We start from the raw sequence: 26,256 nt of genomic DNA, 5'->3' as shown, positions 1-26,256 counted from the left end.
TCAGTGCTGTACGTAAGCGTGCCCGGCATCGTGCGTGTATGTCGGGATGTAGTCGCTTTCAAGGTTGTGCGTGTGCAGATGCGCGCCGCGCGGGACATCGGCGTTCACGTGGCCGATGATCGCGCCGTAGCGCAGCACCTTGTCGTCCTTCGACAGCGCGCGCCGCGCGACCTTGTGTGCGAGTTCGATGGTCGTCGCGAGCGTGACGGCCTCGCCTTCGATCAGCAGCGTTTCGCCTTGCGGCAGGCGCGCGGCAGCGATCAGGCAGTTGTCCTCCGGGCTCAGCAGAATGAGGCGCGGATCGGTGTTGGTTTGCATCGTTCGATAGCTCAAGTTTGGGCTTCGCCACCCGCGAGCCGCGCCACCATCAGCGAGCCGAGGATGATCGCGCCGTAGATCGCCTGAATCCAGAACGACGGAACCTGCGCAAGTGTCAGGAGGTTTTGCACGACGCCCAGCAGCAAAACGCCTGACAGCGCGCCGAGCATCGTGCCCTTGCCGCCGTCGAGCGAGATGCCGCCGATCACCGCCGCGGCGAACACCGTGAAGATCATGCCGTTGCCCTGATTCGCGTTGATCGCGCCGACATAGCCCGTCACGATCAGCCCGCCGATGGACGCGAGCACGCTGCCCAGCACGAACACGCCCCAGGTGACGCGCTCGACGCGAATGCCCGCCGCGCGCGCCGCTTCCGGATTGCCGCCGATCGCATAGAGCGCGCGGCCGAGCCGGTGGTAGCGCAGCATGAACGCGGCGACCGCGAAGGCCGCCGCCGCGAGCCAGACGGAGAGCGGCAGGCCGAGCACGAGCGTCGTCGCGAGCGTGAAGAACGACGGCGGCATGTCGAAGAGCGTGCCGCCCTTGGTCGCGCCGACGAGCATGCCGCGCAGCACGATCAGCATCGCGAGCGTGACGATGAACGCGTTCAGGCGCAGCCGCACGACCAGAAAGCCGTTGATGAAACCGACCGCCGCGCCGACGACGACGATCGCCGCGAGCCCCGCCGCCGCCGGCCATTCGAGGCCGAAACCCGCCGACGCCGCGGGCATCACGAGCATCGCGCCGACGGCGGGCGCGATGCCAACTGTCGATTCGAGCGACAAGTCGAACTTGCCGGTCAGCACGATCAGCGATTCAGCGAGCACGACGAGCGCGAGCGCCGCCGATGCGCCGAGAATGCTGATCAGATTCGCCTGCGTCAGAAAGCTCGGGCTGACGAACGCGCCGATCGCGAGCAGCAACGCGAGCGCGGGTACGAGTGCGAGATCGCGAAAGCGCGCGAGTTCGATGCGCGGGCGCGGCCGCTGCATCGGCACGCCGGCCATCGCGGGACTGGAAACATCATGCTTCATGGAGACTCACTCCTTCGACGGATGCGATCAGTTCATGGTCCTGCCAACCGGCAGGAAATTCGGCGGCGATGGCGCCCCGGAACATCACGAGCACGCGATCGCAGGTGCGCAGGTCGTCGAGTTCGCCGGAGACGACGAGCACCGCCTTGCCTTCCTCGCGCACGCGCTCGACGACGCCGAGCAGCGCTTCTTTCGACTTCACGTCGACGCCGGCGGTCGGATCGATGAGCACGAGCACGTTCGGATCGGTGGCGAGCGCGCGCGCCATCACCACTTTTTGCTGATTGCCGCCCGACAGGCCCGACACGATGTGCTCCGGCCCCTGCGTCTTGATGCCCAGCGCCGCGATCATGCGGCGTCCGAACGCGTTCTTCTGCGCCGGCGACGCGATGCCGAAGCGCCCGAGCGTGCGCGCGATCGTCATCGACGCGTTCTCCGCGACGGATTGCGACAGCACCAGTCCTTCGCGATGCCGGTCTTTCGGCACGCAGCCGACGCCACGCGCGAGCGCGGCAGGCACGTCGCCGGGAGGAAGCGCGCGGCCATCGACCTCGATCGCGCCGCTGCGCTGCGCCTTCAAACCGGCGATGGCTTCCGCGACGCTCGTGCGGCCGCTCGTCGTCGCGCCCGTCAGGCCGATGACTTCGCCGCGTCGCACGGCGAAGCTCACGTCGCCGTAGTCGTCGCCGCAGAGATCGGACACGGACAGCGCGATCGATGCATCGGCGGGCAGAGGCGCACGCGCAGCCGCATCCGCGACGGCGAGACCGCCCTGTTCGCCCGTCATCGCTTCGATCAGCTTGTCGCGCGGCAACGCAGAAACCGGTGCGCTGACGATATGCCTGGCATCGCGCAGAACGGTCACTGCCTGACAGATTTCGTACACTTCCTGCAAGTGATGGGAAATGAACAGGAAAGTGACACCTTCGCGCTGCAACTCTTCGATACGCCTGAAGAGACGCTTGATCTCCTCGCCGTCCAACTGTGCAGTCGGCTCGTCGAGGATGATGAAGCGCGCGCCGTACGACAGCGCCCGCGCGATTTCCACGAGCTGCCGCGCCTCGACCGTCAGATCGCCCGCGCGTGCATCCTCGCGCACGTCGATCTTCCAGTGATCGAGCAAGGCGCGGGCGTCGCGGCGCATTGCGCGCCAATCGATCACGCCGCCGCGCCGATGCTGCCGGTTGATGAACAGGTTCTCGGCAACGGACAGTTCGCGGATGATCGTCGAATGCTGATAGACGCACGCGACGCGCTCGCGCCAGGCGTCGCGATCGACGAGCGGCGGCGCGCTCTCACCGCCGAAGCGGATCTCGCCGGCGTCGGGTTTGCGCAGGCCGGTGATCATCGACACGAGGGTCGATTTGCCCGCGCCGTTGCGCCCGACGAGCGCATGCGACTCGCCGGGCAGCACGCGCATCGTGACGTCGGCGAGTGCGGCGGTCGAGCCGTAGCGCTTGGTCAGCCCGATCGCTTCAACGACGGGTGCGCTCATTTGATGTTGTTGCCCCAGAGGGACTTGTCGTCGACGTTGGTCTTCGTCACGAGCGGCGCGGGCAACTGATCCTCCAGAATGCCGGGCGCGCGCTGCACGATCGTGCTGCCGTGATCGGTCGGGCCAGGCTTGAAGCTCTGTCCGGCGAGCGCGGCCTTGATATAGAAGAGGCCGTATTTCGCGTACAGATCGGCGGGCTGCGAGATGGTCGCGTCGATCTCGCCGCGGCGGATCGCATCGTATTCCTGCGGGATGCCGTCATTGCTCACGATCACGATGTGCTTCGGATCGCCCGCCTTCACCAGCAGTTGCTTGCGGCGCAGCGTCTGCAGCGTCGGCGACAGATAGACGCCGCCCGCCTGCATGTAGATCGCCTTCACGTCGGGATTCGCGGTCAGCAGGCTGTCGAGCGCGGTCGCGGCGGCGTCGCCTTTCCATGCAGCCGGAATCTCCAGCAGGCTCAGCGACGGATATTTCTTCAGGCACGCGCGAAATGCCTCGGAGCGGTCGCGGCCATTCACCGACGCCAGATCGCCCATGATCTGCACGACCTTGCCCGACTTCACGTGCTCGCCGATGTACTCGCACGACTTGGTGCCGTAGGCGCGGTTGTCGGCGCGCACGACCATCGCGACCTTGCCCTGCGTCGGCGCGACATCGACCGCGACGACCGGCACGCTCTTCGCCGACGACGCGTCGAGCGCGCGGCTGATCGCCGCCGAATCCAGCGGCCCGACGACGATGCCGCGCGCGCCCAGATTCAGCAGGTTGTTCATGTCGGTGATCTGTTGCGCAGGATCGCCGTTCGAATTGACGGGCGCGAGGATATCGAGACCCATCTCCTTCGCGTATTTCGGCAGGTAGTTGTTGTACGACTGCCAGAACGGCGAGGTCAAGAGCGGCAGGCCGAGGCCGACTTTGCCGCTTTCGGCCGCATGGGCCATGCCGATGGTGCCAACCGCCGCGATCGCGACGGCAGCGAGTTTCCGGGTGAACGTCATCTGCTTGTCTCCTGATGTGTGCTGTTCTTGGTGACTGCAACGTGGGGCTGCGGAAAACTACCGGTGCGTTGATTCATCAGTGAACGTATTATTCATATACGCACAATTCGAAGTCAAGGACGACGCATGGCGAAACCGGTCGGTAGTTTCCCTAGCCGGATTTTTCGTTCGATGACAAAAGGCTTAAACTCGCGCGATTCATAAATGAACCGACCCAGACTGCACATGGACGTTGAAGACAACGATGCCGACCGCTATCGCGCGCCCGCGCTCGACAAGGGGCTCGATATCCTCGAATTGCTGTCGGAGCAGAAATCGGGGCTCACGCGTGCCGAGATCACGAAGCTGCTCGGACGCAACGCGAGCGAGATGTATCGGATGCTGGAGCGGCTGGTCGCGCGGCAATACGTCGTGCGCTCTCCCGAAGGCGATCGCTATTCGCTGAGCCTGAAGCTCTACGCGCTCGCGCATCGTCATCCGCCGATGAACCGGCTCATCGCCGAAGCGCTGCCGGTGATGCAGCGTTTCGCGGACGCAGCCGAGCAATCGGTGCATCTCGCGGTCTACGATCGCGGCAATCTGCTCGTCATCGCGCAAGTGGACGGCCCCGGCACGTGGGGTATTTCGGTGCGGCTCGGCTCGCGCGTCGGCCTGATCGATACCGGCTCGGGCCGCGTGATGCTCGCGTTCCAGACCGACGAGCAGCGCGAGCACATGCTCGCCGAGCATACGAAGGTCAAAGGCGAACTCGAACTCGATCGCGCGGTGCTCGACGCCGACTATCAGCAGGTTCGCGCGGTCGGTTATTCGAAGAAGGACAGTCAGCAGACCTTCGGCGTGACGGACGTGACGTTTCCACTGCTTGGGCCGTCGGGCCAGGCGATCGCCGCCCTCACCTGCCCGTATATGCGGCGGATCGACGAGTACGTGGCGCCATCGATCGACGACGTAACCGCGCTTTTGCGGGACGCGGCGGATTCGCTTTCGATGATGCACGACTGAACGGCGCACGCTCCGCGCGTTAGAATGGCGGCCCTCTCAAAATGACGGCGCGCCGCGATGGCGTGCCGTCGTGTTCAACCCGGCGCATTCCCGATGGCGAAACTCCTTTCCGATTCCGAATTCCTCCGCTTCACCGAACTCCAGCACAAGCAGGCCAACTTCACGATCACGTCCGAAGAAGCCGACGAGTTGCGCGAAATCGTCGCGCGCGCGCAGAAGAAGCGCGACGATCGCGCAGCCGCGATGCAGACGATCGAAACGTATATCGCGCAATTCGACATCACGCCCGATGAGCTTTTCTCAGCCGAGCAGATCGGCGATGCGGCGCGCACCTTCGGCCTGATTCCCGCCGCGAAGAAGGAGCGCATGCTGCCGCCGCAACTGACACATAACGGCAAGCCGTATCAGTGGACGTCGCGCGCGTTGCCCGAGGAAATTCGCGTGCCGCTCTTCGAGGCGTTCACGTCGGGGCAATCGGTGAAAGGGTTCATCGCGACGTTGAAGGACACGTCGCGTTGCGCGTTGACGATCGCGCGGCTCGAAAAGGAAACGGGAAATACGTACGCCGAAGCATTGCTCGACGAGCTTTCGCTATCTCGCGTTCAGATCGACGAAGCGCTCGACAAACTTGCCGCCTAATCCTTGCGCGGCTGTGACGGCGTATCGCACAGCCGCATCCTGAAGCCGACGACGCCCGGGTCTTCGGTTTTGGTCAATTCGAAGCCTTTGTTGCGCGCGAGCGCGATCATGCCGGCATTCTCGCGCAACGCTTCGCCCACCATCCAGCGCGTACCGCGATTTCTCGCGTAGTCGATGATGCGCGACAGCAGCAGCGACCCCAACCCTCTCCCCTTCATATCCGAGCGCGCGGCCACGGCGAATTCGGCGGTCTCGTTGTCGGGATCGGCGATAGCGCGCGCCACGCCGAGCGTCTCGCCCACGCCATCGCCATTCGCTCGCGTCACGATCAGCGCCATTTCGCGGTCGTAATCGATCTGCGTCATGCGCGCGAGTTGCGAGTGATCGAAGCTGCGCACCGCGCCGAAAAAACGCAGGCGCAAATCTTCGGCGGTATTCGCGGCGACGAACGCGGCGTGCGCGTCTTCATCCTCGGGACGAATCGGTCGCACGGTGACACGCATGCCACGCCAGTCGAGCGTCTCTTCGAGGCAGCGCGGATACGGGACGATCGCGAGCGGCTTGCGATGCGCGCCCAACGTGAGTTGCGGCTCGTGAACGGCAACCGCATCGCGCGTCACGCGCAGCGTGAGCCGCAGCGCAACGATCTCTTCGATATAGCAAACGAGTTGCGACAGCGATGTCAGCGCGTTGAGGAGCGCCTCGGCGGGCAATTCGCGCGAGCGCGGCGAGCGCATGACGAGATCGCGCGCCAGAATCGGATTGAGCGGCGGCAACGCGAACTCGTGCAGCGCATCCGCCAGGCCGAGCGCGCCTTCGGCCCTGAACTCGAAGACCGGGCCAAAGACGCGATGGTTGAGCAGGCGCGCCTCAATCTCGACGGCGTCGCTCGTCAGCGAATCGGGTGGTCCCGGTTTCACCGTGATGCCGAAGCGGGCGAGCACGCGCGCGGCACGTTCGCCGTTCAGCTCGGCGATGCCGTTTGCGAGTGCGCCGCGAATCTCGGACTGCGCGGCATCGATGTCTTCCGGGATATCGACGGGCAGGCCGTCGGGCGTTTGCATCAACAGTTCGCGGCCTTGCCGAAAATCGACGAGGCGCGCGAAGCCACGCGCGAGCCGATGCGGCGTCGTATGCACGGGTATGCCGTTCGCGTGCAGTTCGTCGCGCGTGGCCGCATCGGCGCAGCCGAAAAAGCACGCCAGCAATCCGCGATACGCGTGGCGCCGCTCGGCGATCAACGTTTCCGCGACTTTCGCGACGGGCGCGCTATGTGTCGGCGCATGCACGACGAATACGGTGCCGGTTTCGCGATGGGCCGCGAGCGCTTCGAGCGCGGCGCCGAAATCGGCCGGCGTGGCGTCGTCGCCAAGCAGCAGCGGATTGCCCGCATGAGCGCGAGGCAGCGCGGCCGCGATGGCGTCGCGCGCGGCGGTGGGCCATTGCGCGAGGTCGTCGCCGGCGGCACTGAACGCGTCCCGGGCAAGCGCCGCGACGCCGCGATCGCTCGTGATGACGGTCGCCACATCGCTTGCCGCAACGCGGCCGATACCGAGGGTTTCGATTTCGTCGAGCAGATCGTCGAGCGAGTCGACGCGGACCAGGCCGGCGCGACGGAAGGCGGCGCCATAGAGACGGTCGAACGGGTCATCGCGACCGGTACGAAGCACGAGCACCGGTTTGTTGCGTGCGGCGGCGCGCGCCGCGGACATGAACTTGCGCGCCGACTTGAGGCTTTCGATGGCAAGCAGGATCGCGCGCGTCGACGCATCGCTCGCAAGGAAATCGAGGATGTCGCCGGAATCGACATCGGCTTCATCGCCGAGCGCGACGATACGCGAAAAGCCCAGCCCGCGCGCGCGCGCCCAGCCCAGCACGCCGTTCGTCAACGCATTCGAGCCGGATACCCACGCGACGCCACCGGACTTCACACTGCACGCCGGCGCGCCAAGACATGCGCCGATGGCGGGCGTCACCACCCCCAGACTTGCAGGACCGACGACGCGCACGAGGAAAGGGCGAGCTGCCGCAAGCGTGCGTACGGTCCATTGATCCGTGTCAGTGCTCGATGACGAATCGCCGCGCTGCTTCGCTTCGCCGACGATCACCACCGCTTTCGTCCCACGCCGGCCCAGACGCTCGACGAGGTCCGGCCACGTGTGCGGTTTTGTGCAGAGCACGGCGACGTTCGGCGCTTCGGGTAGCGCGTCGACGTCCCGAAAGACGGTTTCACCGCCCAACGATCCGTACTTCGGGTTGACCGGCCAGAGCGGACCTTTGAATCCCCCGCACGACGCGTGCGTCCAGACCATCTCGCCGATGCTGCCCGCGCGCGAAGACGCGCCCACGATTGCGATCGACTTGGGCGCGAACAGGATGTCCAGGTTGCGAACGGTCATGGAGGCTCCGGCATGGCAGCGGTTGGGACAGCGCCTAGCATAGGCGATTTTGTTCTGGGGGTGATGACGTGGGACGTTTTGCGTCGGATGGCGCGCGGGAGACTTTATGCGCATAAAGATCGCGTCGCATGTGCGCGGCCGCTACGACTCACTGTAGGGTTAGGCAGCGCGTGCCGTGGACTTTATGCGCATAAAGTCCAGTTCCCATCGCCCGACCGCCGTCGTCTCCCGAGCACGCGCCGACTTTATGCGCATAAACCTCGGCCGAATGGCCAACGATTGTTATTTGTTTGTGTTTAACACTGGAAAAATGATTACGCCAATGTAGAATTCAACGGACTTCAAAAATCGGAGCAAAACGTGGCGGCGGAAATCATAGCGATCACGCAGCAGAAGGGCGGCGTCGGCAAAAGCACGATTGCGATGCATCTCGGTGCGGCCTTTCATGAAAAGAAGAAGCGTGTGCTGGTAGTCGACGCAGATGGTCAGAACACGCTCATTCATTGGTCGAGCGCTGGATCGGATGGCGAGAGCGGGATTCCGTTTCCCGTCGTGAATCTCTCGGAAGCGGGTGGGCAGATCCATCGCGAGATCAAGAAGTTCGTCAACGACTACGACATCATCGTGGTCGACTGCCCGCCGTCGATCACCGAGAAGGTCTCCGGCGTCGTCCTGCTCGCGGCAAGTGTGGCTGTGATTCCGACTTCGTCGTCCCCGGCGGACTATTGGTCGAGCGTCGGTCTCGTCAAGCTCGTGCAACAAGCGCAGGTGATGAACGAGGATCTGCGCGCCGTCTTCCTTCTCAACAAGACCGAAGAGAAGCGCATGCTCACGCGCGAACTGAAGGTCGCCCTCGAAGAGCTCGGCTTTCCTCTACTCAAGACCCAGATCCCCACGCGCGAGTGCTACAAGCAGGCGATGGCGCTCGGACAGACCGTACTTCAAATGAGCGATCGGGGATCGCGCCTCGCTGCCACGGAGATTCGCGCTGTGGCCGACGAGATCCTCGACATGCTCCCCTGACTTTATGCGCATAAAGGACCCTGAATGAAACCGTCCCAGTTTGCAAAGGGCTTCAAGGCCCGCCCCGACTCGACGAGCAGCGAGAAGCGCACGGCACTCGACCGGCTCAATGCGATCGACGGCATCGTCGATATCCAGCACGTGGGACAGGCCGCGGCGAACGGCCGATCCAGCGCATTCGTCGCCGACGAACCCGGCGATGCCGCTACCGGTCCGGAGTCCGATGAATATCGGGCGTGGCGACGCGCGAATCGCTACACGACGGGGCAAGTGATCGAGCTGCCGTTGAAGTCGATCAAGCCGAGCCCGTTCAATCCGCGCCATTTCTATCTCAAGACCTCGATTGCGGAACTGGCGGTCAATCTCGCGAAGCAGGGGCAACAGCAGGCCATCCATGTCATCCCCGACTACGAGAATCCGGGGACGTTCTTTGTCAGCGATGGCGGTCGCCGTGTGCGCGCGCTGAAAGAGGCGAACAAGGAAACGGTGAAGGCGGTGGTGGTCGATCTCCCGATCGGCATTCAGAGCTACAAACTGGGTTATGACCTGAACGTTCAGCGCGACTCCCAGACCGTATTCGACAACGCAGTGGTCTGGCGGCGTTTCCTCGACGAACAGCACTTTCAGAGCCAGCGCGAACTGGCGGACCATCTGGGCCTCGACGAATCGACAATCGCTGTTGCGTTGTCAATCGCGAAGCTGCCAGAGAACGTCATGCACGAGATGGTGGCGCGCCCGGACCGATTCGGTTCGAACATGGCCTATCAGATCGCGCGTTATCACACCGCGCGCGGCAGCGATGCCACACTGCGGCTCATCAACAAGATCACGTCGGACGATCTGAGCACGCGCCAGGTCGCCGATATCGTCAAGGGACGCGCGAGCGCGCAGGAAGCGCCGAAGACGCCCAGCCGCCAGCGCTATGCACAGCGTCTCGAGATCAAACTCGATGGCGTAGCGGTTGGCGATCTGAAGTCGTATGGGGAGGATCGTCTCGAGTTGCGTCTACGTGGTTTGTCCCGCGAAAAGCGCGACGAGTTGCTGCATCAGATCGAATTGATGCTCAAGCCTGACGAGACCAGGAAGTAATGCGATGAGTGGCCGCCGAAGTCGTCCTTCGGTGGCCTTTCCAGCCCTTCGGCATCAACCGACGCGCGACTGATTCAACGTAAAAGCCAGCAAGTCGCCGTCCGTGGGGTCTCCCCAGGTCTTGCGAGCAAGCCAGTCGAAGAAAGACGTCTCGGCGAGCTTCGAACCCAATCCGCGCTTGCGCCAGTCATCGCGCATATGCGTGCCCAGTCCCGGCAGCACGTCTTCCTCGAACGACTGACGCGCGATCTCCCGTTCTTCCTCACCTTGCTCGTCGTACAGTACACGCGCTTCCTTGCGACGGTGCGCTGAAAATTCGCTGAGCAAACGGGCTTTGAGATCGTCGGCAGCGGCGGAGACGGTCGCCGGCGCGCGGGCCGCCGTGCCACCGGCGGCCGCAGGCAACGCCTCGACCGGCGGCGCATAACCTTTCTTGAGCGCATCCTTGAACAGCGCCGCGGCACTGCGAACCGGCGGCAACGAAGTGCTGCGCATGCGCTGCTCGGTCATCTGCAGCGCGGCGCGGATGCGATTCTCTTCGCTGTCGGCGTAGAGCGTCTGCGCGTCCTTGAGCGGAATGCCGATCTTCACCATGCGGTCGACGAGCGTACTGTCGAACACATTCGGATGTTCGTCGAGCGCAAGCATCGGTTGCTTGCGCTCGGTCACACGAAACTGGATTTCCGCCACGCGCCGCCCCTCGCGATGCTCCACCAGTTCGACGAAAATATTCGTCACCGCGTTCACTTCCGCGATCGCCGGGCGCAGATAGTCACGCTTGAAGTACTTGTATTCGCGCTTGGCTTCGTCGCCGGCTTCCGTGTCGGGTGTGCCGGACAGGATCGGGCGCCACCATTCCCACGTTTCGCGCATCGTCAGATGGCTCGGATTGGTCAGGTAACGAACGCAGATTTCGTAGAGCGCGAGGCCGGCGCTGCTGCGCAACTGGCTTTGAAACTGCAGGCTCAGACGTGCATACTGCACGGGGTCCAGCAGCTTTTTCTTGATCTTCGGTGCGAAGGAGAATTCGACCCATACGCGGCGTGTCGTCGGATCTTCGAGAATTTCGGCGTCGGCGATCAGGGTCGAAATGCCCCATTTGCGACCGGGCTTCTGACTCGACGTGCCGGTACTCCACTCGACCTGCACCGACACCATCCGGCGCAAGTGCTCCTTGACCAGAGCAGTATCGTTCGAATCGAACGCGGAGTTCGCGACGATATCCGAAAGCAGTGCGCGGTACGTGTCGCCGGATTCGTCAGCCTGTTGTGCAACCGCGAGCAAGACGTTGAACAGTTTTCTCGTGAGCAACGTGATCTTGCCGCTTTTCGGCTGAATCGCAATGGCCTCGACCGCCTTGCGCAACTCCGCCGAACTCGGGCTGACTACGTCGGTTTTCTTTGCGCGCTTGGTGGCCATGCGGTGATCAGGGTCGATATTGCGAGCAAGGATACCGACAGGGGTGAATCGCGTCTATAGGGGAGGCTTCACCGTAATGGGGTGATGCAGGATGCGCTGTTCACACTCACTGCGGTGCGCTCCCGTAAACGCTCACCACTCACCGTTCGCGTCCATCTCATTTATGTAGTGCCCGTGCGGGTAAACGGATTGCGCGACTTTTCTTCTCGATCGTGATGTTCGAACGGGACTCCCGAACAGTCTCACCTCAAAAAAATTTCGCTGGTTCAACGCGATGTGGCGCGTGCGATACAGCGCAACGGCGGACGGAAATCGCGGGCACCGCGCCTTCTTCGGTGCAGATCGGGCGACGCGGCGGCTCACTTGTTATCGGCAAGCTGAAGCGAATCCCGAAAAGTCTCACCTCGAGTCATTCAATCGAATCCCAGCGCTATGCTCCGAGCCACCGTGCGTGGGTTCGCTCAGGAGATTGAATCCCGGAACGTCTCACCTTTGCCGGGTTTTTGGACCATTGATCGCCTCCCGCAAAACCTCACTTGAGCTCCCGTAAAGACTCACCTCTCCATCGGGACGCACAGAAAAGCCCGGCGCGCCGGGCATTTATCTCGCTTTCTTCACGACGATCCGAGGAAGTTCGATCCCGAAGATTCTCACCATGGGCGCAGTTCCTGCTGCCGGCTCTGCTCCCGAATTCGCTCACCCTTCCTCGGATCTACCCTACCTGGTCCAATCTATGTCGCTGTTTTGATTGAAATTTTTGCGGCGCACATGCCTTCAGACTTCCAGCGCGCGGACATATGGCTGATTCAACTCCCGAAAATCCTCACGTTTTCCGGCGGCGCCTCAACCAGCGAACGGGGTGGTCAATCCATCTTTCAGCCCCGAAAACACTCACCTTTGACCGACTAAACGGCCAAAATGGAGATCGACCGATGTCCGGATGCCTTTTGCAATGCCAGTTTCACTGCATCGGCTCCCGCAAAGCCTCACCGTTGAGGTAAAACGGACGCAAAACGTGCCCCGACCACGGTTCGAAGCCCGAAAAGCCTCACCTTTGCTAACGGACTTCTCCCGATAAGCCTCACCACTCGGTAAAAACGACCTGACTTCATCTGCAAATCGCATGTTTTAGACCGCCCCGCACATCCTCACCCTTAACCAGTCATACGCTTGGAATACGGTCCCGCCCACCAACGGCCAGACGGTACAATCGTCCCGAATTTGCTCACCTTGGCATTTCTGATGCTTCCTGAACCCGCTCACGATCTCTCCCGTGAGTCCTCACCCCGTTCCCTGAAGCTCATCACCCGTGTGTCCCGTAGAGCTTCACCATCCTTCCCGAACAAGCTCACCCAATAGCCCGCAAACCCTTGTGCGATAAGGGTTCCGCCAGGCGTTAACTGTTTTAACAAGGGTTCAAGGGTGTTTACTTCTAATACTCTCAAGCCGCGCTGTGTTCTGCAGAAAGACATGGAGAACACGCTATAACCCGTGAAACATCGCTGCCAACCCTTCGACACGCTAAAATCTGCATGAAATCAGAAGCTTGTAGGCGTATCCTGAGGGTGTTTCACGAAAACTCATCGCTCATGGACGCAAAAGCGGGGAATGAGTGAGGAACCGACGCAACACGCTGCAAGAACTGTTCGCTCAAGGAAATTCGTAACGATCGTCACGTAAAACGTTATGATCAATATGTTGAACTGCTCATCAGCTTGTCATGGACCAGCCTATCCGCGATACCCTGCGTCAAGAAATCGAAACAATGCGAGCGTCCGGCGCTCGACGACAAGAACTTTCTCAGCACGCCTGCAAACGCCTTTTCTTCGATCTGGGCGTCCGTCCTTCCGTAACGACAGTCCGCGAACTAACCCAGACCGGCAGCGCGAGCGACATTCCCCGCGACATCGAAGCGTTCTGGGCTAGCCTGCGTTCCGCCGTGCGTGTACGCGTCGACGCTGGCGCGATGCCGGAAGCCTTGCAGGAACGCGCCGGCGAGCTTCTGGCGGCACTGTATGACGAAGCCCAAAAGCATGCGCGTTCTGCCTTGGACGACGAAAAGTCGCGCCTCGACACCGCCGTTCAGACCGCACACGCTCAAATCCGCGATGCCGACGCCCGTCGCCAAGCAATCGAGCAGGCGCACCAGCGCGCGGAGGGACGTGCCGAAGCCGGCGCGGCGAAAATCGCGGCACTCGAGGCCGAGCTGAAGGCCTTGCGAACGCAAGGATCGGACGCGCAGGCCGGCTTGCGTGAAGTGATCGCTCGCTGGGAAAAGGAAAACGAGGCGTTGTCGGAGCGCTTGCAGCAGGAGCGAGAGTCGTCGGCACGACTTCGCGACCATGTCGACGAATTGCAGGACGAGTTGCGCCACAACACCGAGCACTACGCCCAGCAGATCAAGGACGCCGTCAAGGAAGCCGAGCGGCGCGTTCATCCGATGCTGGTCGAACTCGACTCCTTGCGGGGCATGGCCGCCACGTATCAGGCGGGCGCTCGCGAGGCAGGTCAGAAAGAATTCGATTTTATTCAACAGCTTAGCGCTGCCCGCAGCCGCGCCGATCGCCTCGAGTCGCAGGTGCGCACCCAGTCCGACGAAATCGACGCGCTGGTTCGAGAGCGCGACGCGCAGCGAGTTCAATCCGGGGCCAGCGCGGAAGTTGGCGCTCTGGTTGCGTCGCTTGCGGCGGAAGGACGCCTGAGCGCCGCCGAGATCGCCGTCCTGGGCACGCAACTCGATGCGCACGTCGTCGCGCCCGGTGCTTGTCCAGCATGCGAACTCGGTGAACTGGAGTTGCAGCGTCACGAAGACGAGTACGAACTGTCCTGCCCGAACTGTGAGCGGACCTCGGGTGCGGCGTCGTCGAAGCTTGCGGCCATCGATGGATTCGTCCGATCCGCGCGCGTCAGCGCGTCATGACCGGGCGACGCGGACGACCTGCGCTCAAAGGTGAGCGTTTTCGGGATCGTCGATCGGACCCGGCGCGTCCGCATCCTGACTCGCGCCAGCGCGCGCGCGAGCGATATCCCGCTCCCGTATTTGCTCACCCATCCATTCCTGCCACGCGCGATGCAGCCGGTGAACCGAGATCGTCTGCTGGAATCCGAGCCACTGCCCGACACGATCAGGGTCCGTTCCGTCTTCAAACAGTTCCGCTGCATACGTGTTGCGCAGGGTCTGCGGACTCGCCCGCGCGACGCGCGACGCGGCGATCCCCGAAGCGGCCACGACCGCGTCGATGGCACGGAGCATCGTCGCCTTGTGCATCGGGCGGCCTGAGGGTGCGGCCGGAAACAGCAATTCGCCTGCGAGTTCCGCCGTCTTGCGCTCGCTGATCCAGTTGTCGAGCAAATCGACGGCGAACGGCGCAAGGCGCGCTTGCCTGATCAGCAGCGGATTCGACGCGTCGACGGTGATGTACGGCGCGCCCGCCGCGTAGCAATCGACCTTCAACTGTGCCGCTTCGCCGGTCTTCACGCCGGCGCCCAGAAACACCGCAACGAGCGCCCGGTCACGCCGCTCGCGCCAGCGCTGTCCCGCCGGCAGCGCGCCGACCGGCGAAAACAGATGCGCAACGAGCAGCGCACGCTCGTCGTGCGTGAGAAAGCCGGTCGGCTCGTTATCGCGCGCTTTGCGCCACGCAGCGTCGCCGTCCTGCGCGATGAAGCGCGCCGGGTTCGTCGCCGCCGATTCCACTTCGCGCACATGATCCAGCACGCGCTCGATCAGTCTCAGGTAGCGCATGCGCTGCGGACGACGAATGTCCAGTTGCCCGACGAATTGCTCGATGACGGGCCGCTGCACGGTATGCAAGGTCGCGCGCTTCGCGGCGAGCCACTCGAGAAAATTGCCCCACTGCGCACGATAGACATCCGCCGATGACGCCCGGAACGACTGCTGGGCGAGCCATGCATCGAACGCGGCATGCGGGTCCGCCTGCCAGTCGGCGCGCTGTTGGTCGAAGAGATCGGAAGTGGTCGGCATGGTGTCGGAAGGCGCGTTGCGCGCTGTATTGCACTGCGCACAGGGTCGGGCTTCGAGCGCCTGTCGTCAAGCGAAGGCGTTCATCGAAGTGTCGATAACTGTCTTGCCGGGTGTGCATGTCGTCGCCTACTGTCGTTGATACGGCTTCCTTCCACCCGCAAGCACCAAGCGTCAAGAGGAGTGAACGATGGCCCGGCAAACCTGGCAGGAACGCCGCGCGAACGGACGCGCCGCGCGCGAGCGCACCCCGCGTGGCGCGCAGGATGCGATCGGCGACGTCGATCGCGATCCCATCGAACTCCTGCGAATGAGCAGTAAAGGCCGCGTCGACGCGCTGATTCCGTTGCGCTACGGGCGCATGCTCGTGTCGCCGTTCACGTTCTATCGTGGCAGTGCGATCCTGCAAGCACATGATCTGGCCGCGACGCCGGACAGTGGCATCGCCATTCAGATTTGCGGCGATTGTCACTTGTCCAACTTCGGCGGTTTCGCGACGCCCGAGCGCGCGCTCATCTTCGATCTCAACGACTTCGATGAAACCGCGCCTGGACCGTGGGAGTGGGATCTGAAGCGGCTCGTCGCCAGCTTCACGATCGCCGGGCGCCATCTTGGTCACGGCGATCTCGCCGCCGACGAGTTCGCGTTTTTCGCCGCGCGCAGTTATCAGACACATCTGCGCGAGTACGCCGAAATGAGCGTGCTCGATCTCTGGTACGAACGCATCACCTTCGATCGGATGTACGACACGGTGCTGAGCGACGATGCACGGCGGCGCATCAAGCGCGGCATCGAGCGCGCGTCGCGCCGCACGCACGAGACGATGCTGCCGAAGCTCGCGGATCGAATCGGCAACGCGTGGCGCATCCGCGATGCGCCGCCCGCGGTATTTCACATTCGCGGCAAGCACACACTGATCGACGGCAGCGACACCTGGATGACGCTGAAAAGCAGCCGGGAGGAGATTTTCGCGGCGTTGTTACGCGACTATGTCGGGACGCTGACGCCGGAGCGCGCGCGGCTGCTGTCGCAGTTCACGTTTCAGGATGTCGCGTTCAAGGTCGTCGGCGTGGGCAGTGTCGGCACGCGCTGCCTCGTTTTGCTGTTGACCGATCACCACGACAGACCGCTCTTCCTGCAGATGAAGGAGGCGTCGACGTCGGTTGTCGCGAGATACGTGAAACACGCGAAAGATGCGCACGAGCCGGAACACGACGGCCAGCGCGTGGTTCACGGACAACGTTTGATGCAGGCGGCCACCGACCCATTTCTCGGCTGGGCGACGGGCCCGCTCGGGCGCACGCTGTACATCCGCCAGTTGCGCGACATGAAGATTTCCCCCGAGATCGAAACCTACAGCGACGAAGCCTTTCGCGAATACGCCGCGCTGTGCGGCTGGGCACTCGCGCGCGCGCACGCCAAATCGGGCGGTCTCGCGCTGGAGATTTCAGGCTATATCGGCAACAGCGATCGGATGGCCGAAGCGCTGGTGCGATATGGGCGCGCTTACGCGGATCAGGTAGAAAAGGACTACGAGCTGTTTCGCACGGCGTGTCGGGACGGCAAGCTTCTGGCACGTTCCGATGCGGACATGGCGGCCGACTTCGCGCCTTGAGGATATTGATCTGGAAGTGCGATGAACCGGGGCACGCGGGACTGGCCGCGTGCCGGGGTGCAGGGGGAATCAGTGGGCGGCGATGGCGAGTTGCGGTCGGCCGTGTCGGGCGGCACGCTCGTAGGCGTCGACCGCGAAGGCGAACACGGCCGGCAAGGCGTCGGAGCAGGCGACGTCGACTACATCGTCCGTTTCGGGAAAGTGAAAGTTATCGGGCCGCGCGAACAATTCGCGTAACGCCGGTTCGTGCCGTCCGGCAAAACCCAGGTCTGCCACCGCCTCGGCCTCGATTGCATGCAGCAGCCGCCAGGTCAGCGGCACGCCTTGCTCGATGTAACGCCCCGCTACTTGACGCGTGATGCGCTCGAGGTCGCGCACCGCACGGGAGAACTGTTTCCTGCTTAGATTTTCGCCGTTCGACTCCATGATTCACCCCTTCCCAACTGGTCTTATTGTACTGTACAAACATACAGTACTTGTTGCAATGAAAATAGCGTCGCGCTACTCGACCCGGGTGTATGTGCGATTCCGCCTACGTGCATTTCAGACATCCGCCGCTTTGCGTGCTGGCGAACGAAGCGCATCGTTGAGCCATGCTTGGGAACTCTCCTGAGCGGAACGCGCAGACGCCGTCGTGCGTTCGGTCGAGGGCACTGCGCGGACAAAGAGCGTTGCAAACCACGGGAGAACTGAGATGAACAAGGATCAAGTCGAAGGCGTTGGCAAGCAGGTCAAGGGCAAGATCAACGAGGGCGTCGGGAAAATGACCGGCGACAAGGCTCAGGAAGCCAAGGGCGACTTGCAGCAGGCGGCGGGCAAGGTGCAAAAGGGCGTGGGTGATGCGCGCGAAGAACTGAAGGACAGTGTCAAGAAGGCCCCGTAACACGGGCATCACGGCGCCGCGAATGCGATGCCGGTTGGAGCGGGACGCACTGTTTCGTGCGTCCCGTTTTTCGTTCGACGGTGAGCTTTCGCGAGCCTTGACTTTATGCGCATAAACCGGCGCTCGCGGGCGTCGGCTCAGCCGTGAACGACCACCAGCAATGCTCGGGCTTCGGCACGGCCCACGTTGCGGATCGCGTGCGCCTCGTCCGCTGCATACCGCGCGGTTTCCCCCGCCTTCAGACGCCGCGTTGTCCCCGAGGCTTCCACTTCAATCGATCCATTCAGGACGGTGAGATGTTCGCGCGTGCCCGGCTCATGCGCGTTCGACGTAAGTGCCGCGCCCGATTGCAACGTGAGTTCGTACCACTCGAATTTGCCGGCGAGTTCTATCGGGCCCCACACGCGCAACTGATAGCCGCCGTTGTCGCCGTTCAGCGTGGGTATTTCGTGCGGCCCAGCGACGCGAATCGCCTCGACGGGTCTTTGTTGCGCGAACAACTGATCCAGACTGATGCCGAGCGCGTTGGTCAAGCGCCAGGCGACCGCGATGGTCGGATTGGCCTTGTCGCGCTCGATTTCCGACAGCATCGACTTCGACACGCCCGCGGCCCGTGACAGATCGTCAAGCGTCAATTTTCTTTCATTGCGTAATCGTTGAATGGTTTCGCCGACGCGCGGCGGCGCCGCACCGGTCGCCGCGAAGTCGCCTGCTTTTCCTTCCGAACCCGTGCTTGCCATGAATCGACCAATCCCTTAGAGTGTTCGTCATATCGGAATGTAGTTCGATATATCGAACGTGTCCGATGCGATGGATGCACTATAACAGGGCTATGGGCCGCGTGCGCGAGCAACGGAGCGCGGATTGCAGCAGCAGGCCGAGAACAAGGATTACGATGAAAGATCGATACCTCTCCCATCTTCGCTCGACGCTCGACGAGATTCGCGCTGCGGGATTCTATAAATCGGAGCGCGTGATCGCGAGTCCGCAGTCATCGGGCATTCGGCTCGCGAACGGCAGCGACGTGCTCAACTTCTGCGCGAACAATTACCTCGGCCTGGCGGACGATCGTCGCCTCATCGAGGCTGCGAAGGCCGGTCTCGATGCCGATGGTTTCGGCATGGCGTCGGTGCGCTTCATCTGCGGCACGCAAACCGTGCACAAGGAACTCGAACACGCGATCGCGCAGTTTCTCCAGACCGATGACGCGATCCTTTATTCGAGCTGCTTCGACGCGAACGGCGGTCTTTTCGAAACACTGCTGAGCGAAGAAGACGCGATCATCAGCGATGAACTCAATCACGCCAGCATTATCGATGGTGTGCGCCTGTCGAAAGCGCGGCGGCTGCGCTACAAGAACAACGACCTCGCGGATCTCGAAGCGCGCCTGCAGGAAGCCGACGCCGCCGGCGCGCGCTTCAAGCTGATCGCGACAGACGGCGTTTTTTCGATGGACGGCATCATCGCCGACCTCGCGGGCATTTGCGATCTCGCTGATCGCTACGGCGCGCTCGTCATGGTCGATGACTCGCACGCTGTCGGCTTCATCGGTGAAAACGGACGCGGAACGCCGGAGCATTGCGGCGTGCTGGATCGCGTGGACATCATCACCGGAACGCTGGGCAAGGCGCTCGGGGGCGCGTCGGGCGGTTATGTCGCTGCGCACAAGGAAATCATCGACTTATTGCGTCAGCGCAGCCGGCCGTATCTTTTTTCGAACTCGTTGGCGCCGAGTATCGCGGCGGCATCGCTGAAAGTGCTCGAACTGCTTGAGAGCGATGAAGGCGCGACACTGCGCCGGCGCGTGCGCGAAAACGGCGCGCACTTCCGCCGCGCGATGTCGTCGCTCGGCTTCGATCTCGTTCCCGGCGAACATCCGATCATCCCGGTCATGCTCGGCGATGCGCAACTTGCATCGAAGATGGCTGATGCGTTGCTTGACGAAGGCGTCTATGTGATTGGATTCTCCTACCCCGTCGTGCCCAAGGGACGCGCGCGTATCCGTACGCAGATGAGTGCGGCGCACACGCCCGAACAGATCGATCGCGCGGTCGATGCGTTCGCACGCGTCGGCCGATCGCTCGGCGTCATCCGCTGAGCGCCGCCGACGACTTTATGCGCATAAAGCAAGGGGAACGGGCCACAAGCCCGCGCCCTTCGAAATAGCACCACGAAGACCAAACGTCAGGATCAAACGCAATGAAAGCCCTCGCCAAACTCGAACGCGCACCCGGCCTCACGTTGACGCGCGTGAAGCGGCCCGAAGTCGGCCATAACGACGTGCTCATCCGCATCCGCAAGACTGCGATCTGCGGCACCGACATCCACATCTGGAAATGGGACGAGTGGGCGCAGAAGACGATTCCCGTGCCGATGCATGTCGGTCATGAGTACGTCGGCGAGATCGTGGAGATGGGTCAGGAAGTGCGCGGCTTCGCCATCGGCGATCGTGTATCCGGCGAAGGCCATATCACCTGCGGGTTCTGTCGCAACTGTCGCGCGGGCCGTCGTCATCTTTGCCGCAATACGGTCGGCGTCGGCGTGAACCGCGAAGGCGCTTTCGCCGAGTATCTCGTGATTCCCGCGTTCAACGCGTTCAAGATTCCCGCCGATATCTCCGATGACCTCGCCGCGATCTTCGATCCGTTCGGCAACGCGACGCACACCGCGCTCTCGTTCAACCTCGTCGGCGAGGACGTGTTGATCACCGGCGCAGGGCCGATCGGCGTGATGGCCGCAGCGATCGCGCGGCATGTGGGCGCGCGCAACGTCGTCATCACCGACGTGAACGATTACCGGCTCGAACTCGCCCGCAAGATGGGCGCGACGCGCGCGGTCAACGTGGCGAACGAAGACCTGCGCGACGTGATGAGCGAACTCGGCATGACCGAGGGCTTCGACGTCGGACTGGAAATGTCCGGCGTGCCGAGCGCGTTCACGGCCATGCTCGAATCGATGAATCACGGCGGCAAGGTCGCGCTGCTCGGCATTCCGCCAGCGCAAACCGCGATCGACTGGAATCAGGTGATTTTCAAGGGACTCGAAATCAAAGGCATCTACGGGCGCGAGATGTTCGAGACCTGGTACAAGATGGTCGCGATGCTGCAAAGCGGCCTGGATCTCTCGCCGATTCTCACGCACACCTTTCCCGTCGACGACTATCAACGCGCATTCGCTACGATGCTCTCGGGCGATAGCGGCAAGGTCATCCTCGACTGGACCGCGGTCGAGGCTTGAGCGGCATCCGCCGGCGCTTTCGAAAATTCGGCCTGAATGGCGACGTGCACATCGTCGCCGACGGCCGGATACCACGTCGTCAATCCGAACTGCGCGCGGCTGAAATGTCCGTCGGCTGAAAAGCCGAGCGTCTCCTGCTTCGTCAGCGGGTTGACCGCGTGGCCGTTGAACGTCACGTTCAGTGTGACCGGTTTGGTCGTCCCGCGTATCGTCAGATCGCCCGTCAGCACGCCCTTGTCGTCACTCGTGCGCTGAAAAGCCGTACTGACGAAGACGATACCTGGATAGCGCGCCACATCGAACATGTCTGGCCCTTTCAGCATTCGATCGAGCAACGGCACATTGGTGTTCACGCTCGACGCATCGATGGTCGCGCGCACCGCGCTTGCGGACATGCCGTCCGCATTCCAGTCGAGTTGCGCCGTCGTCTTGTCGAATCGGATGACGAAGCGCGAATAGCGGAAATGATCGACGTCGAACGTCACGTTCCAGTGATGCGGATCGAGCTGATAGTGCCCGGGCGGCACGCTCGCCTCGTTCGACGACACGCGATGCGTGACCACCTGCAGCGGCGTGCAAGCCGCCAGCGCGGCAGCAGCCAGAAACGGAACGACACGCATATAAAACTTCATCGCGCTTTGCCTCAAATACGAAAAGAGAAATTTCGACAAGTTTCGCCGAGATCGCAAAAGCGTGCGCGCGTCGTCACGCGCTTTTCGTCGGCACACACGAAAATGGCGCGATCGGGTAGAGTTCGCCTCGACCACCATCTCAAAAAAAGGCGTCATCGCGCACGCGCGTTGACGGAGAACATATGCGCACATGGCTGTCCCGTTTCCGAACTTTCCGCGCGTGTTTATTGACGGCCGGTACGCTGGCCGCGTCGGCCTGGATGCCTGCCGCGCATGCGAGCTGGTGTGGCGACGGCCTCTGGCTCGACGCCATGGTCGCCTCGCATCACTTTCATCCGGACAAGGATTTCGAGCAGTTCAATCCCGGCATCGGCGTGGAATGCTGGGTCGCGCCGCAGTGGGCGGTGACGGGCGGCTACTTCCGCAACTCGCTGTCGAAGCCGTCGTTCTATGGCGGCGGCGTGTGGGGGCCGGACTTCCTTCACTGGCATTACATCAGGCTCGCCGTGATGGCCGGCCTGATCTCGGGTTACGATTACGGCAGTTACGGCATCGGGCATAACCATACGGTCGGACCCGTGGCCGCGCCGCTCATCATGCTCGAATACAAGCGCGTCGGCGCAAACATCATCCTGATTCCGCCGATTCCTTCGAGCGATCTGCCGTTCACGCTCGGCTTCATGCTCAAAGTGAAATTTTAGGGAATCCGAAGTAAATCACCCTAACGCTCTCTCGAATCTCGGATCGTTCAGATAAGCGACATTGAAGCGGAACCACGGCGACACGCTGTTCGCATGCGCCGAGAAAATCGTCCCCGGAGCGAGAATCACATGCTTGTCCAGCATCTCCTTCGCGAACGCGATGGAATCGTCGCGCCCCGGCAAACGCGCCCATAGATAAAGACTCTGATCGCTGACCTTGAAGATGGTCGCGTTCAGGCGCGTCAGTGCTTCGACGCCCGTCGCCGTCGCGCGCTTGAGGCGCTCTTGCAAACGATTCGTGTGGCGCAGGAAGTGGCCGTCACTCACGATCGCATCGAGCGTGCGCTCGCAATACTCACTGCTGCTCACATGCGTGAGCATCTTCACGTCGGCGAGATCGCTGGCGAGATCGGCATCGCAGGCGAGAAAGCCCACGCGCAGCGCAGCCGACACCGACTTCGAAAAGCTGCCGATATAAATCGTGCGCCGCAACTGATCCAGCGCGCTGATGCGCGTGGCCGAGCGCGGCTTGAGATCGGCGAGGGCGTCGTTCTCGACGACGATCAGATCGTGCGCCTCCGCAAGCTGCAGGATGCGATGCGCCTTTGCCGCGCTGATGTCCGTCGCGGTCGGATTGTGTCCGACCGACTGCGTGAAAAAGAGCCGTGGCCGATGCGTCTTCAGACATTCTTCGAGCGCGGCGATATCAGGCCCGTCGACGCCGCGCGGCACGCCGACGATATTCGCGCCCGACAGCTTGAGTTTGCCGAACAGCGCGTAATAACCCGGATCGTCGACGAGCACGGTATCGCCCGCGCGCACGAAGTAACGCACGACCATGTCCATCGCCTGATTCGCGCCGTGCGTGAGGACGATCTGCTGCGGCGCGGCTTCGATCTCATAGCCGGCGAGCTTCTGCTGCAAATGCTGACGCAAGGGCAGATAGCCGAAGCGGCTGCCATAACGAAACAGCGAAGCGACACCCGTTCGCACCACGCGCTGATGAAAGTGATCGAGCCGCGTTTCTTCGAGCCATGCGACCGGCGGAAAGCCTTCGCCGAGATTGAGAAATTCCGGCTTGCTCTGCAACTGTTCGCGCATGAGCCACACGGAATCCATCGCGCGATCGAGCGTGGGCGCGTCTTCGTCGTGCGGCTGCGGCTTCACCACACTCGCGACGTAAAAGCCCGCGCCGCGACGAGGCTCGATGAGACCGTTCGCCGTCAGCGTGTCGAACGCGCTGATCACGGTATTTTTCGAACAGCCGTTGGCCTCAGCGTATTCCCTGATCGATGGGAGTTTGTCTCCCGCGTGCAGGACACCTTCGGTGATCTGTCTGGCGAGATTGTCCGCGAGTGTCGCCGACAGGCTCGGCTTCTCATGCCGCATCGTGTTGATCCATTCTGAAAGTGATCCAGCCGTATTGGGTACAGCGCGCCCACTGTTTGCCGAAATTGTACCTTTGCAATGGGTACAGTCAGCCTATTATTGGCCCAGCCGATGCGTCGCTGCAAGCGCCGCGAGCAGACAGTCGAAAACACCTATCCAGTCAGAGGAAGACACATGATCGATTCGAAGTTGCCTAATTTCCGCGCGCTATCGCCTGCGCAGCGCCTCAGTCACATCGCGCAGGCCGCCGGTCTCGACGACGCGGAGCACGCGCTGCTCGCCAAACCCGGCGCGCTGCCGCTCGACACCGCGAACGGCATGATCGAGAACGTGGTCGGCACGTTCGAATTGCCGATGGCGGTCGCCGGTTACTTCCAGATCAACGGGCGCGACGTGCTGGTGCCGATGGCGGTGGAAGAGCCGTCGATCGTCGCGGCGGCGTCGTACATGGCGAAACTCGCGCGCGAGGCGGGCGGCTTTCGCACGTCGAGCACGGGGCCGTTGATGCGCGCGCAGGTTCAGGTGGTCGGCGTGTCGGACCCGTACGGTGCGCGGCTCGCGATCCTGAAGCATCGCGACGAGCTGATCGAGATGGCCAACGCGCGCGACAAAGTCTTGATCGGCTTGGGCGGCGGCTGCCGCGACATCGAAGTGCATGTGTTTCCGGACACGCCGCGCGGCGCGATGATCGTCGCGCATCTGATCGTCGACGTGCGCGACGCGATGGGCGCCAACACCGTCAACACGATGGCCGAAACGGTCGCGGGCCGCATCGAGGAGATCACGGGCGGCAAGGTGCGGCTGCGCATCCTGTCGAATCTCGCCGATCTGCGCCTCGCGCGCGCGCAAGTGCGCTACAGCGCCGCGACGCTGCAATCGAAGGAATACGCGGGCGAGGACGTGATCGCCGGTGTCGTCGATGCGTACCTCTTCGCCGCGATCGATCCGTACCGCGCCGCGACGCACAACAAGGGCATCATGAACGGCATCGATCCGGTAATCGTCGCGACCGGCAACGACTGGCGCGCGGTCGAAGCGGGCGCGCATGCGTACGCGAGCCGCGGCGGACGTTATACGTCGCTGACGACGTGGGAAGTGGCGAACAACGGCGACCTCGTCGGCACGATCGAAATGCCGATGCCCGTGGGTCTCGTCGGCGGGGCGACCAAGACGCATCCGCTCGCGCGGCTCGCGTTGAAGATCATGAACGTGAGTTCGGCGCAGGAACTCGGCGAGATCGCGGTCGCGGTCGGCCTCGCGCAGAACATGGGCGCGTTGCGCGCGCTCTCGACCGAAGGCATCCAGCGCGGCCACATGGCGCTGCACGCGCGCAATATCGCGCTGGCGGCCGGCGCGAGCGGCGCGGACATCGACTGGGTCGTGAAGAAGATGGTCGCCGCGCGCAACGTGAGCGTCGACTACGGCATGACGCTTCTGCAAGGACCGCGCGATGAATGAGATACCCACACGCGTGCGCATCGTCGAAGTCGGGCCGCGCGATGGCTTGCAGAACGAGCCGTCGCATGTGTCCGCCGACGTGAAGGCGGAGCTCATCGAACGCTTGATCGATGCGGGCGTGCGCTATGTCGAAGCGGCGTCGTTCGTGTCGCCGAAATGGGTGCCGCAAATGGCCGATGGCGCGCAGGTGCTCGAACGCGTCGCTGCAAAAGCGCGCGCCACGCACACGACGCTCGCCGCGCTCGTGCCGAACATGAAAGGGCTCGAAGCGGCGCTCGCATCGCGCGTCGATGAAATCGCGGTGTTCGCTTCGGCATCCGAATCGTTCTCGCAGAAGAACATCAACTGCTCGATCGACGAAAGCATTGCGCGCTTCGCGCCGGTGATCGCCGCCGCGCGCGAGGCGAACGTGCGTGTGCGCGGCTACGTATCATGCGTGCTCGGCTGTCCGTTCGAAGGCGAGATCGCGCCGCAGGCCGTCGCGCGCGTCGCGAAGACGCTCTTCGACATGGGCTGCTACGAGATCAGTCTCGGCGATACCATCGGTGCCGGCACGCCATCGAAGACGCAGGCGATGCTCGATGCGTGCATCGAACACATGCCCGTTGCCGCACTTGCCGGCCATTTTCACGATACGTGGGGCATGGCCGCGGCAAACGTGCATGCGGCCTTGCAACGCGGCGTCGCGGTATTCGACAGTTCGGTGTCGGGCATCGGCGGATGTCCGTATTCGCCGGGCGCGACGGGCAATGTCGCGACGGAGGACATCGTCTATCTGTGCGACGGCATGGGTATCGAAACGGGCATCGATCTGAACCGGCTGGCGCAAGCGGGCGCGTTCATTTCGGCTGCATTGAAGCGCGAGACCTCATCGCGCGCGGCGCGGGCGCTGGAAGCCCGACGCCGACGGCAAGAGAAGCAGTGCAACTAAAAACTCCAT

The 26,256-nt window shown here is 62.8% G+C and carries 23 protein-coding genes; 12 read left to right on the top strand and 11 right to left on the bottom strand.

Annotated elements, in window-relative coordinates; genetic code table 11:
* From AWB80_RS13205 to AWB80_RS13190, 4 genes are read right to left on the bottom strand one after another with little or no spacing between them, the layout of a single operon-like run.
* Nucleotides 1-318 carry a UxaA family hydrolase gene (locus AWB80_RS13205; RefSeq protein WP_061175112.1) on the bottom strand — a complete coding sequence of 106 codons (318 nt, stop codon included), beginning with the start codon at nucleotides 316-318 and terminating at the stop codon, nucleotides 1-3.
* Between the two features lie 11 nt (nucleotides 319-329).
* Nucleotides 330-1,352, bottom strand: coding sequence for an ABC transporter permease (locus AWB80_RS13200; RefSeq protein WP_061175111.1), 1,023 nt, complete (start codon nucleotides 1,350-1,352; stop codon nucleotides 330-332).
* On the bottom strand, nucleotides 1,342-2,847 hold the full coding sequence (locus AWB80_RS13195) for a sugar ABC transporter ATP-binding protein (protein WP_061175110.1): 1,506 nt from the start codon (nucleotides 2,845-2,847) through the stop codon (nucleotides 1,342-1,344). The genes AWB80_RS13200 and AWB80_RS13195 overlap by 11 nt, the downstream gene beginning before the upstream one ends.
* On the bottom strand, nucleotides 2,844-3,848 hold the full coding sequence (locus AWB80_RS13190) for a sugar ABC transporter substrate-binding protein (RefSeq protein ID WP_061175109.1): 1,005 nt from the start codon (nucleotides 3,846-3,848) through the stop codon (nucleotides 2,844-2,846). Before AWB80_RS13190 ends, AWB80_RS13195 begins: the two co-directional genes overlap by 4 nt.
* 225 nt (nucleotides 3,849-4,073) lie before the next feature.
* Between AWB80_RS13190 and AWB80_RS13185 the strand changes: the two genes are divergently transcribed.
* Nucleotides 4,074-4,850, top strand: coding sequence for an IclR family transcriptional regulator (locus AWB80_RS13185; protein ID WP_061175108.1), 777 nt, complete (start codon nucleotides 4,074-4,076; stop codon nucleotides 4,848-4,850).
* Nucleotides 4,851-4,943: 93 nt separating this feature from the next.
* Complete coding sequence (locus AWB80_RS13180; RefSeq protein ID WP_061175107.1) at nucleotides 4,944-5,489, top strand: hypothetical protein; 546 nt, start codon at nucleotides 4,944-4,946, stop codon at nucleotides 5,487-5,489.
* Here the strand turns inward: AWB80_RS13180 and AWB80_RS13175 are convergent.
* Nucleotides 5,486-7,888, bottom strand: coding sequence for a bifunctional acetate--CoA ligase family protein/GNAT family N-acetyltransferase (locus AWB80_RS13175; RefSeq protein ID WP_061175106.1), 2,403 nt, complete (start codon nucleotides 7,886-7,888; stop codon nucleotides 5,486-5,488). The two genes, AWB80_RS13180 and AWB80_RS13175, sit on opposite strands and share 4 nt — an antisense overlap.
* Nucleotides 7,889-8,248: 360 nt before the next feature.
* Here AWB80_RS13175 and parA point away from each other — a divergent pair, with 360 nt between their 5' ends.
* Together parA and AWB80_RS13165 are read left to right on the top strand one after the other, a co-directional pair.
* Nucleotides 8,249-8,911 carry a ParA family partition ATPase gene (parA, locus tag AWB80_RS13170; protein ID WP_061175105.1) on the top strand — a complete coding sequence of 221 codons (663 nt, stop codon included), beginning with the start codon at nucleotides 8,249-8,251 and terminating at the stop codon, nucleotides 8,909-8,911.
* A gap of 24 nt (nucleotides 8,912-8,935) precedes the next feature.
* On the top strand, nucleotides 8,936-10,000 hold the full coding sequence (locus tag AWB80_RS13165; protein WP_061175104.1) for a ParB/RepB/Spo0J family partition protein: 1,065 nt from the start codon (nucleotides 8,936-8,938) through the stop codon (nucleotides 9,998-10,000).
* Nucleotides 10,001-10,054: 54 nt separating this feature from the next.
* Here AWB80_RS13165 and AWB80_RS13160 read toward each other — a convergent pair whose 3' ends face one another.
* Nucleotides 10,055-11,419: a replication initiation protein gene (locus AWB80_RS13160; protein ID WP_061175103.1), complete on the bottom strand. Its 1,365-nt coding sequence runs from the start codon at nucleotides 11,417-11,419 to the stop codon at nucleotides 10,055-10,057.
* 1,720 nt (nucleotides 11,420-13,139) lie between these two features.
* Between AWB80_RS13160 and AWB80_RS13155 the strand changes: the two genes are divergently transcribed.
* Nucleotides 13,140-14,339, top strand: a complete 1,200-nt coding sequence (locus AWB80_RS13155; RefSeq protein ID WP_087131239.1) for a DNA-binding protein — start codon at nucleotides 13,140-13,142, stop codon at nucleotides 14,337-14,339.
* Between the two features lie 24 nt (nucleotides 14,340-14,363).
* On the opposite strand, the gene AWB80_RS13150 is transcribed toward AWB80_RS13155, so the two are convergent.
* A complete protein-coding gene (locus AWB80_RS13150) occupies nucleotides 14,364-15,404 on the bottom strand; it encodes a tyrosine-type recombinase/integrase (protein WP_061175101.1) in 1,041 nt (346 codons plus the stop codon).
* A gap of 187 nt (nucleotides 15,405-15,591) precedes the next feature.
* On the opposite strand from AWB80_RS13150, the gene AWB80_RS13145 reads away from it, so the two are divergent.
* Nucleotides 15,592-17,016 (top strand): DUF2252 domain-containing protein, encoded by a 1,425-nt coding sequence (locus AWB80_RS13145; protein WP_061175100.1) that lies wholly within the window; start codon nucleotides 15,592-15,594, stop codon nucleotides 17,014-17,016.
* Between the two features lie 69 nt (nucleotides 17,017-17,085).
* Here AWB80_RS13145 and AWB80_RS13140 read toward each other — a convergent pair whose 3' ends face one another.
* Entirely contained in the window at nucleotides 17,086-17,442 is a 357-nt protein-coding gene (locus AWB80_RS13140) for a DUF2471 family protein (RefSeq protein WP_061175099.1), read from the bottom strand.
* Between the two features lie 268 nt (nucleotides 17,443-17,710).
* Between AWB80_RS13140 and AWB80_RS13135 the strand changes: the two genes are divergently transcribed.
* Nucleotides 17,711-17,899: a CsbD family protein gene (locus AWB80_RS13135; protein ID WP_061175098.1), complete on the top strand. Its 189-nt coding sequence runs from the start codon at nucleotides 17,711-17,713 to the stop codon at nucleotides 17,897-17,899.
* A gap of 137 nt (nucleotides 17,900-18,036) precedes the next feature.
* Here the strand turns inward: AWB80_RS13135 and AWB80_RS13130 are convergent, their stop codons facing one another.
* Nucleotides 18,037-18,639, bottom strand: coding sequence for a helix-turn-helix domain-containing protein (locus AWB80_RS13130; RefSeq protein WP_061175097.1), 603 nt, complete (start codon nucleotides 18,637-18,639; stop codon nucleotides 18,037-18,039).
* Between the two features lie 155 nt (nucleotides 18,640-18,794).
* Between AWB80_RS13130 and AWB80_RS13125 the strand changes: the two genes are divergently transcribed.
* On the top strand, nucleotides 18,795-19,997 hold the full coding sequence (locus AWB80_RS13125; RefSeq protein WP_061175096.1) for a glycine C-acetyltransferase: 1,203 nt from the start codon (nucleotides 18,795-18,797) through the stop codon (nucleotides 19,995-19,997).
* A gap of 101 nt (nucleotides 19,998-20,098) precedes the next feature.
* Nucleotides 20,099-21,136: an L-threonine 3-dehydrogenase gene (gene tdh, locus AWB80_RS13120; protein WP_061175095.1), complete on the top strand. Its 1,038-nt coding sequence runs from the start codon at nucleotides 20,099-20,101 to the stop codon at nucleotides 21,134-21,136.
* On the opposite strand, the gene AWB80_RS13115 is transcribed toward tdh, so the two are convergent.
* Nucleotides 21,061-21,768, bottom strand: coding sequence for a YceI family protein (locus AWB80_RS13115; protein ID WP_087131238.1), 708 nt, complete (start codon nucleotides 21,766-21,768; stop codon nucleotides 21,061-21,063). The genes tdh and AWB80_RS13115 overlap by 76 nt on opposite strands.
* Before the next feature lie 182 nt (nucleotides 21,769-21,950).
* Between AWB80_RS13115 and AWB80_RS13110 the strand changes: the two genes are divergently transcribed.
* Nucleotides 21,951-22,469 carry a hypothetical protein gene (locus tag AWB80_RS13110; RefSeq protein ID WP_061175094.1) on the top strand — a complete coding sequence of 173 codons (519 nt, stop codon included), beginning with the start codon at nucleotides 21,951-21,953 and terminating at the stop codon, nucleotides 22,467-22,469.
* Between the two features lie 15 nt (nucleotides 22,470-22,484).
* On the opposite strand, the gene AWB80_RS13105 is transcribed toward AWB80_RS13110, so the two are convergent.
* On the bottom strand, nucleotides 22,485-23,858 hold the full coding sequence (locus tag AWB80_RS13105; RefSeq protein ID WP_061175093.1) for an aminotransferase-like domain-containing protein: 1,374 nt from the start codon (nucleotides 23,856-23,858) through the stop codon (nucleotides 22,485-22,487).
* A 174-nt stretch (nucleotides 23,859-24,032) separates the two neighbouring features.
* Here AWB80_RS13105 and AWB80_RS13100 point away from each other — a divergent pair, with 174 nt between their 5' ends.
* Together AWB80_RS13100 and AWB80_RS13095 are read left to right on the top strand one after the other, a co-directional pair.
* A complete protein-coding gene (locus AWB80_RS13100) occupies nucleotides 24,033-25,316 on the top strand; it encodes a hydroxymethylglutaryl-CoA reductase, degradative (RefSeq protein ID WP_061175092.1) in 1,284 nt (427 codons plus the stop codon).
* Nucleotides 25,309-26,247 (top strand): hydroxymethylglutaryl-CoA lyase, encoded by a 939-nt coding sequence (locus AWB80_RS13095; protein ID WP_061175091.1) that lies wholly within the window; start codon nucleotides 25,309-25,311, stop codon nucleotides 26,245-26,247. Before AWB80_RS13100 ends, AWB80_RS13095 begins: the two co-directional genes overlap by 8 nt.
* Nucleotides 26,248-26,256 lie beyond the last annotated feature (9 nt).

Source organism: Caballeronia pedi, assembly GCF_001544915.2.
Classification (GTDB): domain Bacteria; phylum Pseudomonadota; class Gammaproteobacteria; order Burkholderiales; family Burkholderiaceae; genus Caballeronia; species Caballeronia pedi.
Note: the sequence above shows the minus strand (reverse complement) of the source record. Positions and strands in the feature narration are given on the sequence as shown.

Bases quoted from the DNA above. Each gene is read 5' to 3' on its own strand.
- AWB80_RS13150 (WP_061175101.1), bottom strand. From the start codon at position 15,404: ATGCCGACCACTTCCGATCTCTTCGACCAACAGCGCGCCGACTGGCAG.
- AWB80_RS13200 (WP_061175111.1), bottom strand. From the start codon at position 1,352: ATGAAGCATGATGTTTCCAGTCCCGCGATGGCCGGCGTGCCGATGCAG.
- AWB80_RS13190 (WP_061175109.1), bottom strand. From the start codon at position 3,848: ATGACGTTCACCCGGAAACTCGCTGCCGTCGCGATCGCGGCGGTTGGC.
- AWB80_RS13110 (WP_061175094.1), top strand. From the start codon at position 21,951: ATGCGCACATGGCTGTCCCGTTTCCGAACTTTCCGCGCGTGTTTATTG.
- AWB80_RS13205 (WP_061175112.1), bottom strand. From the start codon at position 318: ATGCAAACCAACACCGATCCGCGCCTCATTCTGCTGAGCCCGGAGGAC.
- AWB80_RS13115 (WP_087131238.1), bottom strand. From the start codon at position 21,768: ATGAAGTTTTATATGCGTGTCGTTCCGTTTCTGGCTGCTGCCGCGCTG.
- AWB80_RS13130 (WP_061175097.1), bottom strand. From the start codon at position 18,639: ATGGCAAGCACGGGTTCGGAAGGAAAAGCAGGCGACTTCGCGGCGACC.
- AWB80_RS13125 (WP_061175096.1), top strand. From the start codon at position 18,795: ATGAAAGATCGATACCTCTCCCATCTTCGCTCGACGCTCGACGAGATT.
- AWB80_RS13185 (WP_061175108.1), top strand. From the start codon at position 4,074: ATGGACGTTGAAGACAACGATGCCGACCGCTATCGCGCGCCCGCGCTC.
- AWB80_RS13165 (WP_061175104.1), top strand. From the start codon at position 8,936: ATGAAACCGTCCCAGTTTGCAAAGGGCTTCAAGGCCCGCCCCGACTCG.
- AWB80_RS13100 (WP_061175092.1), top strand. From the start codon at position 24,033: ATGATCGATTCGAAGTTGCCTAATTTCCGCGCGCTATCGCCTGCGCAG.
- AWB80_RS13095 (WP_061175091.1), top strand. From the start codon at position 25,309: ATGAATGAGATACCCACACGCGTGCGCATCGTCGAAGTCGGGCCGCGC.
- AWB80_RS13175 (WP_061175106.1), bottom strand. From the start codon at position 7,888: ATGACCGTTCGCAACCTGGACATCCTGTTCGCGCCCAAGTCGATCGCA.
- AWB80_RS13140 (WP_061175099.1), bottom strand. From the start codon at position 17,442: ATGGAGTCGAACGGCGAAAATCTAAGCAGGAAACAGTTCTCCCGTGCG.
- AWB80_RS13145 (WP_061175100.1), top strand. From the start codon at position 15,592: ATGGCCCGGCAAACCTGGCAGGAACGCCGCGCGAACGGACGCGCCGCG.
- tdh (WP_061175095.1), top strand. From the start codon at position 20,099: ATGAAAGCCCTCGCCAAACTCGAACGCGCACCCGGCCTCACGTTGACG.
- AWB80_RS13105 (WP_061175093.1), bottom strand. From the start codon at position 23,858: ATGCGGCATGAGAAGCCGAGCCTGTCGGCGACACTCGCGGACAATCTC.
- AWB80_RS13155 (WP_087131239.1), top strand. From the start codon at position 13,140: ATGGACCAGCCTATCCGCGATACCCTGCGTCAAGAAATCGAAACAATG.
- AWB80_RS13135 (WP_061175098.1), top strand. From the start codon at position 17,711: ATGAACAAGGATCAAGTCGAAGGCGTTGGCAAGCAGGTCAAGGGCAAG.
- AWB80_RS13195 (WP_061175110.1), bottom strand. From the start codon at position 2,847: ATGAGCGCACCCGTCGTTGAAGCGATCGGGCTGACCAAGCGCTACGGC.
- AWB80_RS13160 (WP_061175103.1), bottom strand. From the start codon at position 11,419: ATGGCCACCAAGCGCGCAAAGAAAACCGACGTAGTCAGCCCGAGTTCG.
- AWB80_RS13180 (WP_061175107.1), top strand. From the start codon at position 4,944: ATGGCGAAACTCCTTTCCGATTCCGAATTCCTCCGCTTCACCGAACTC.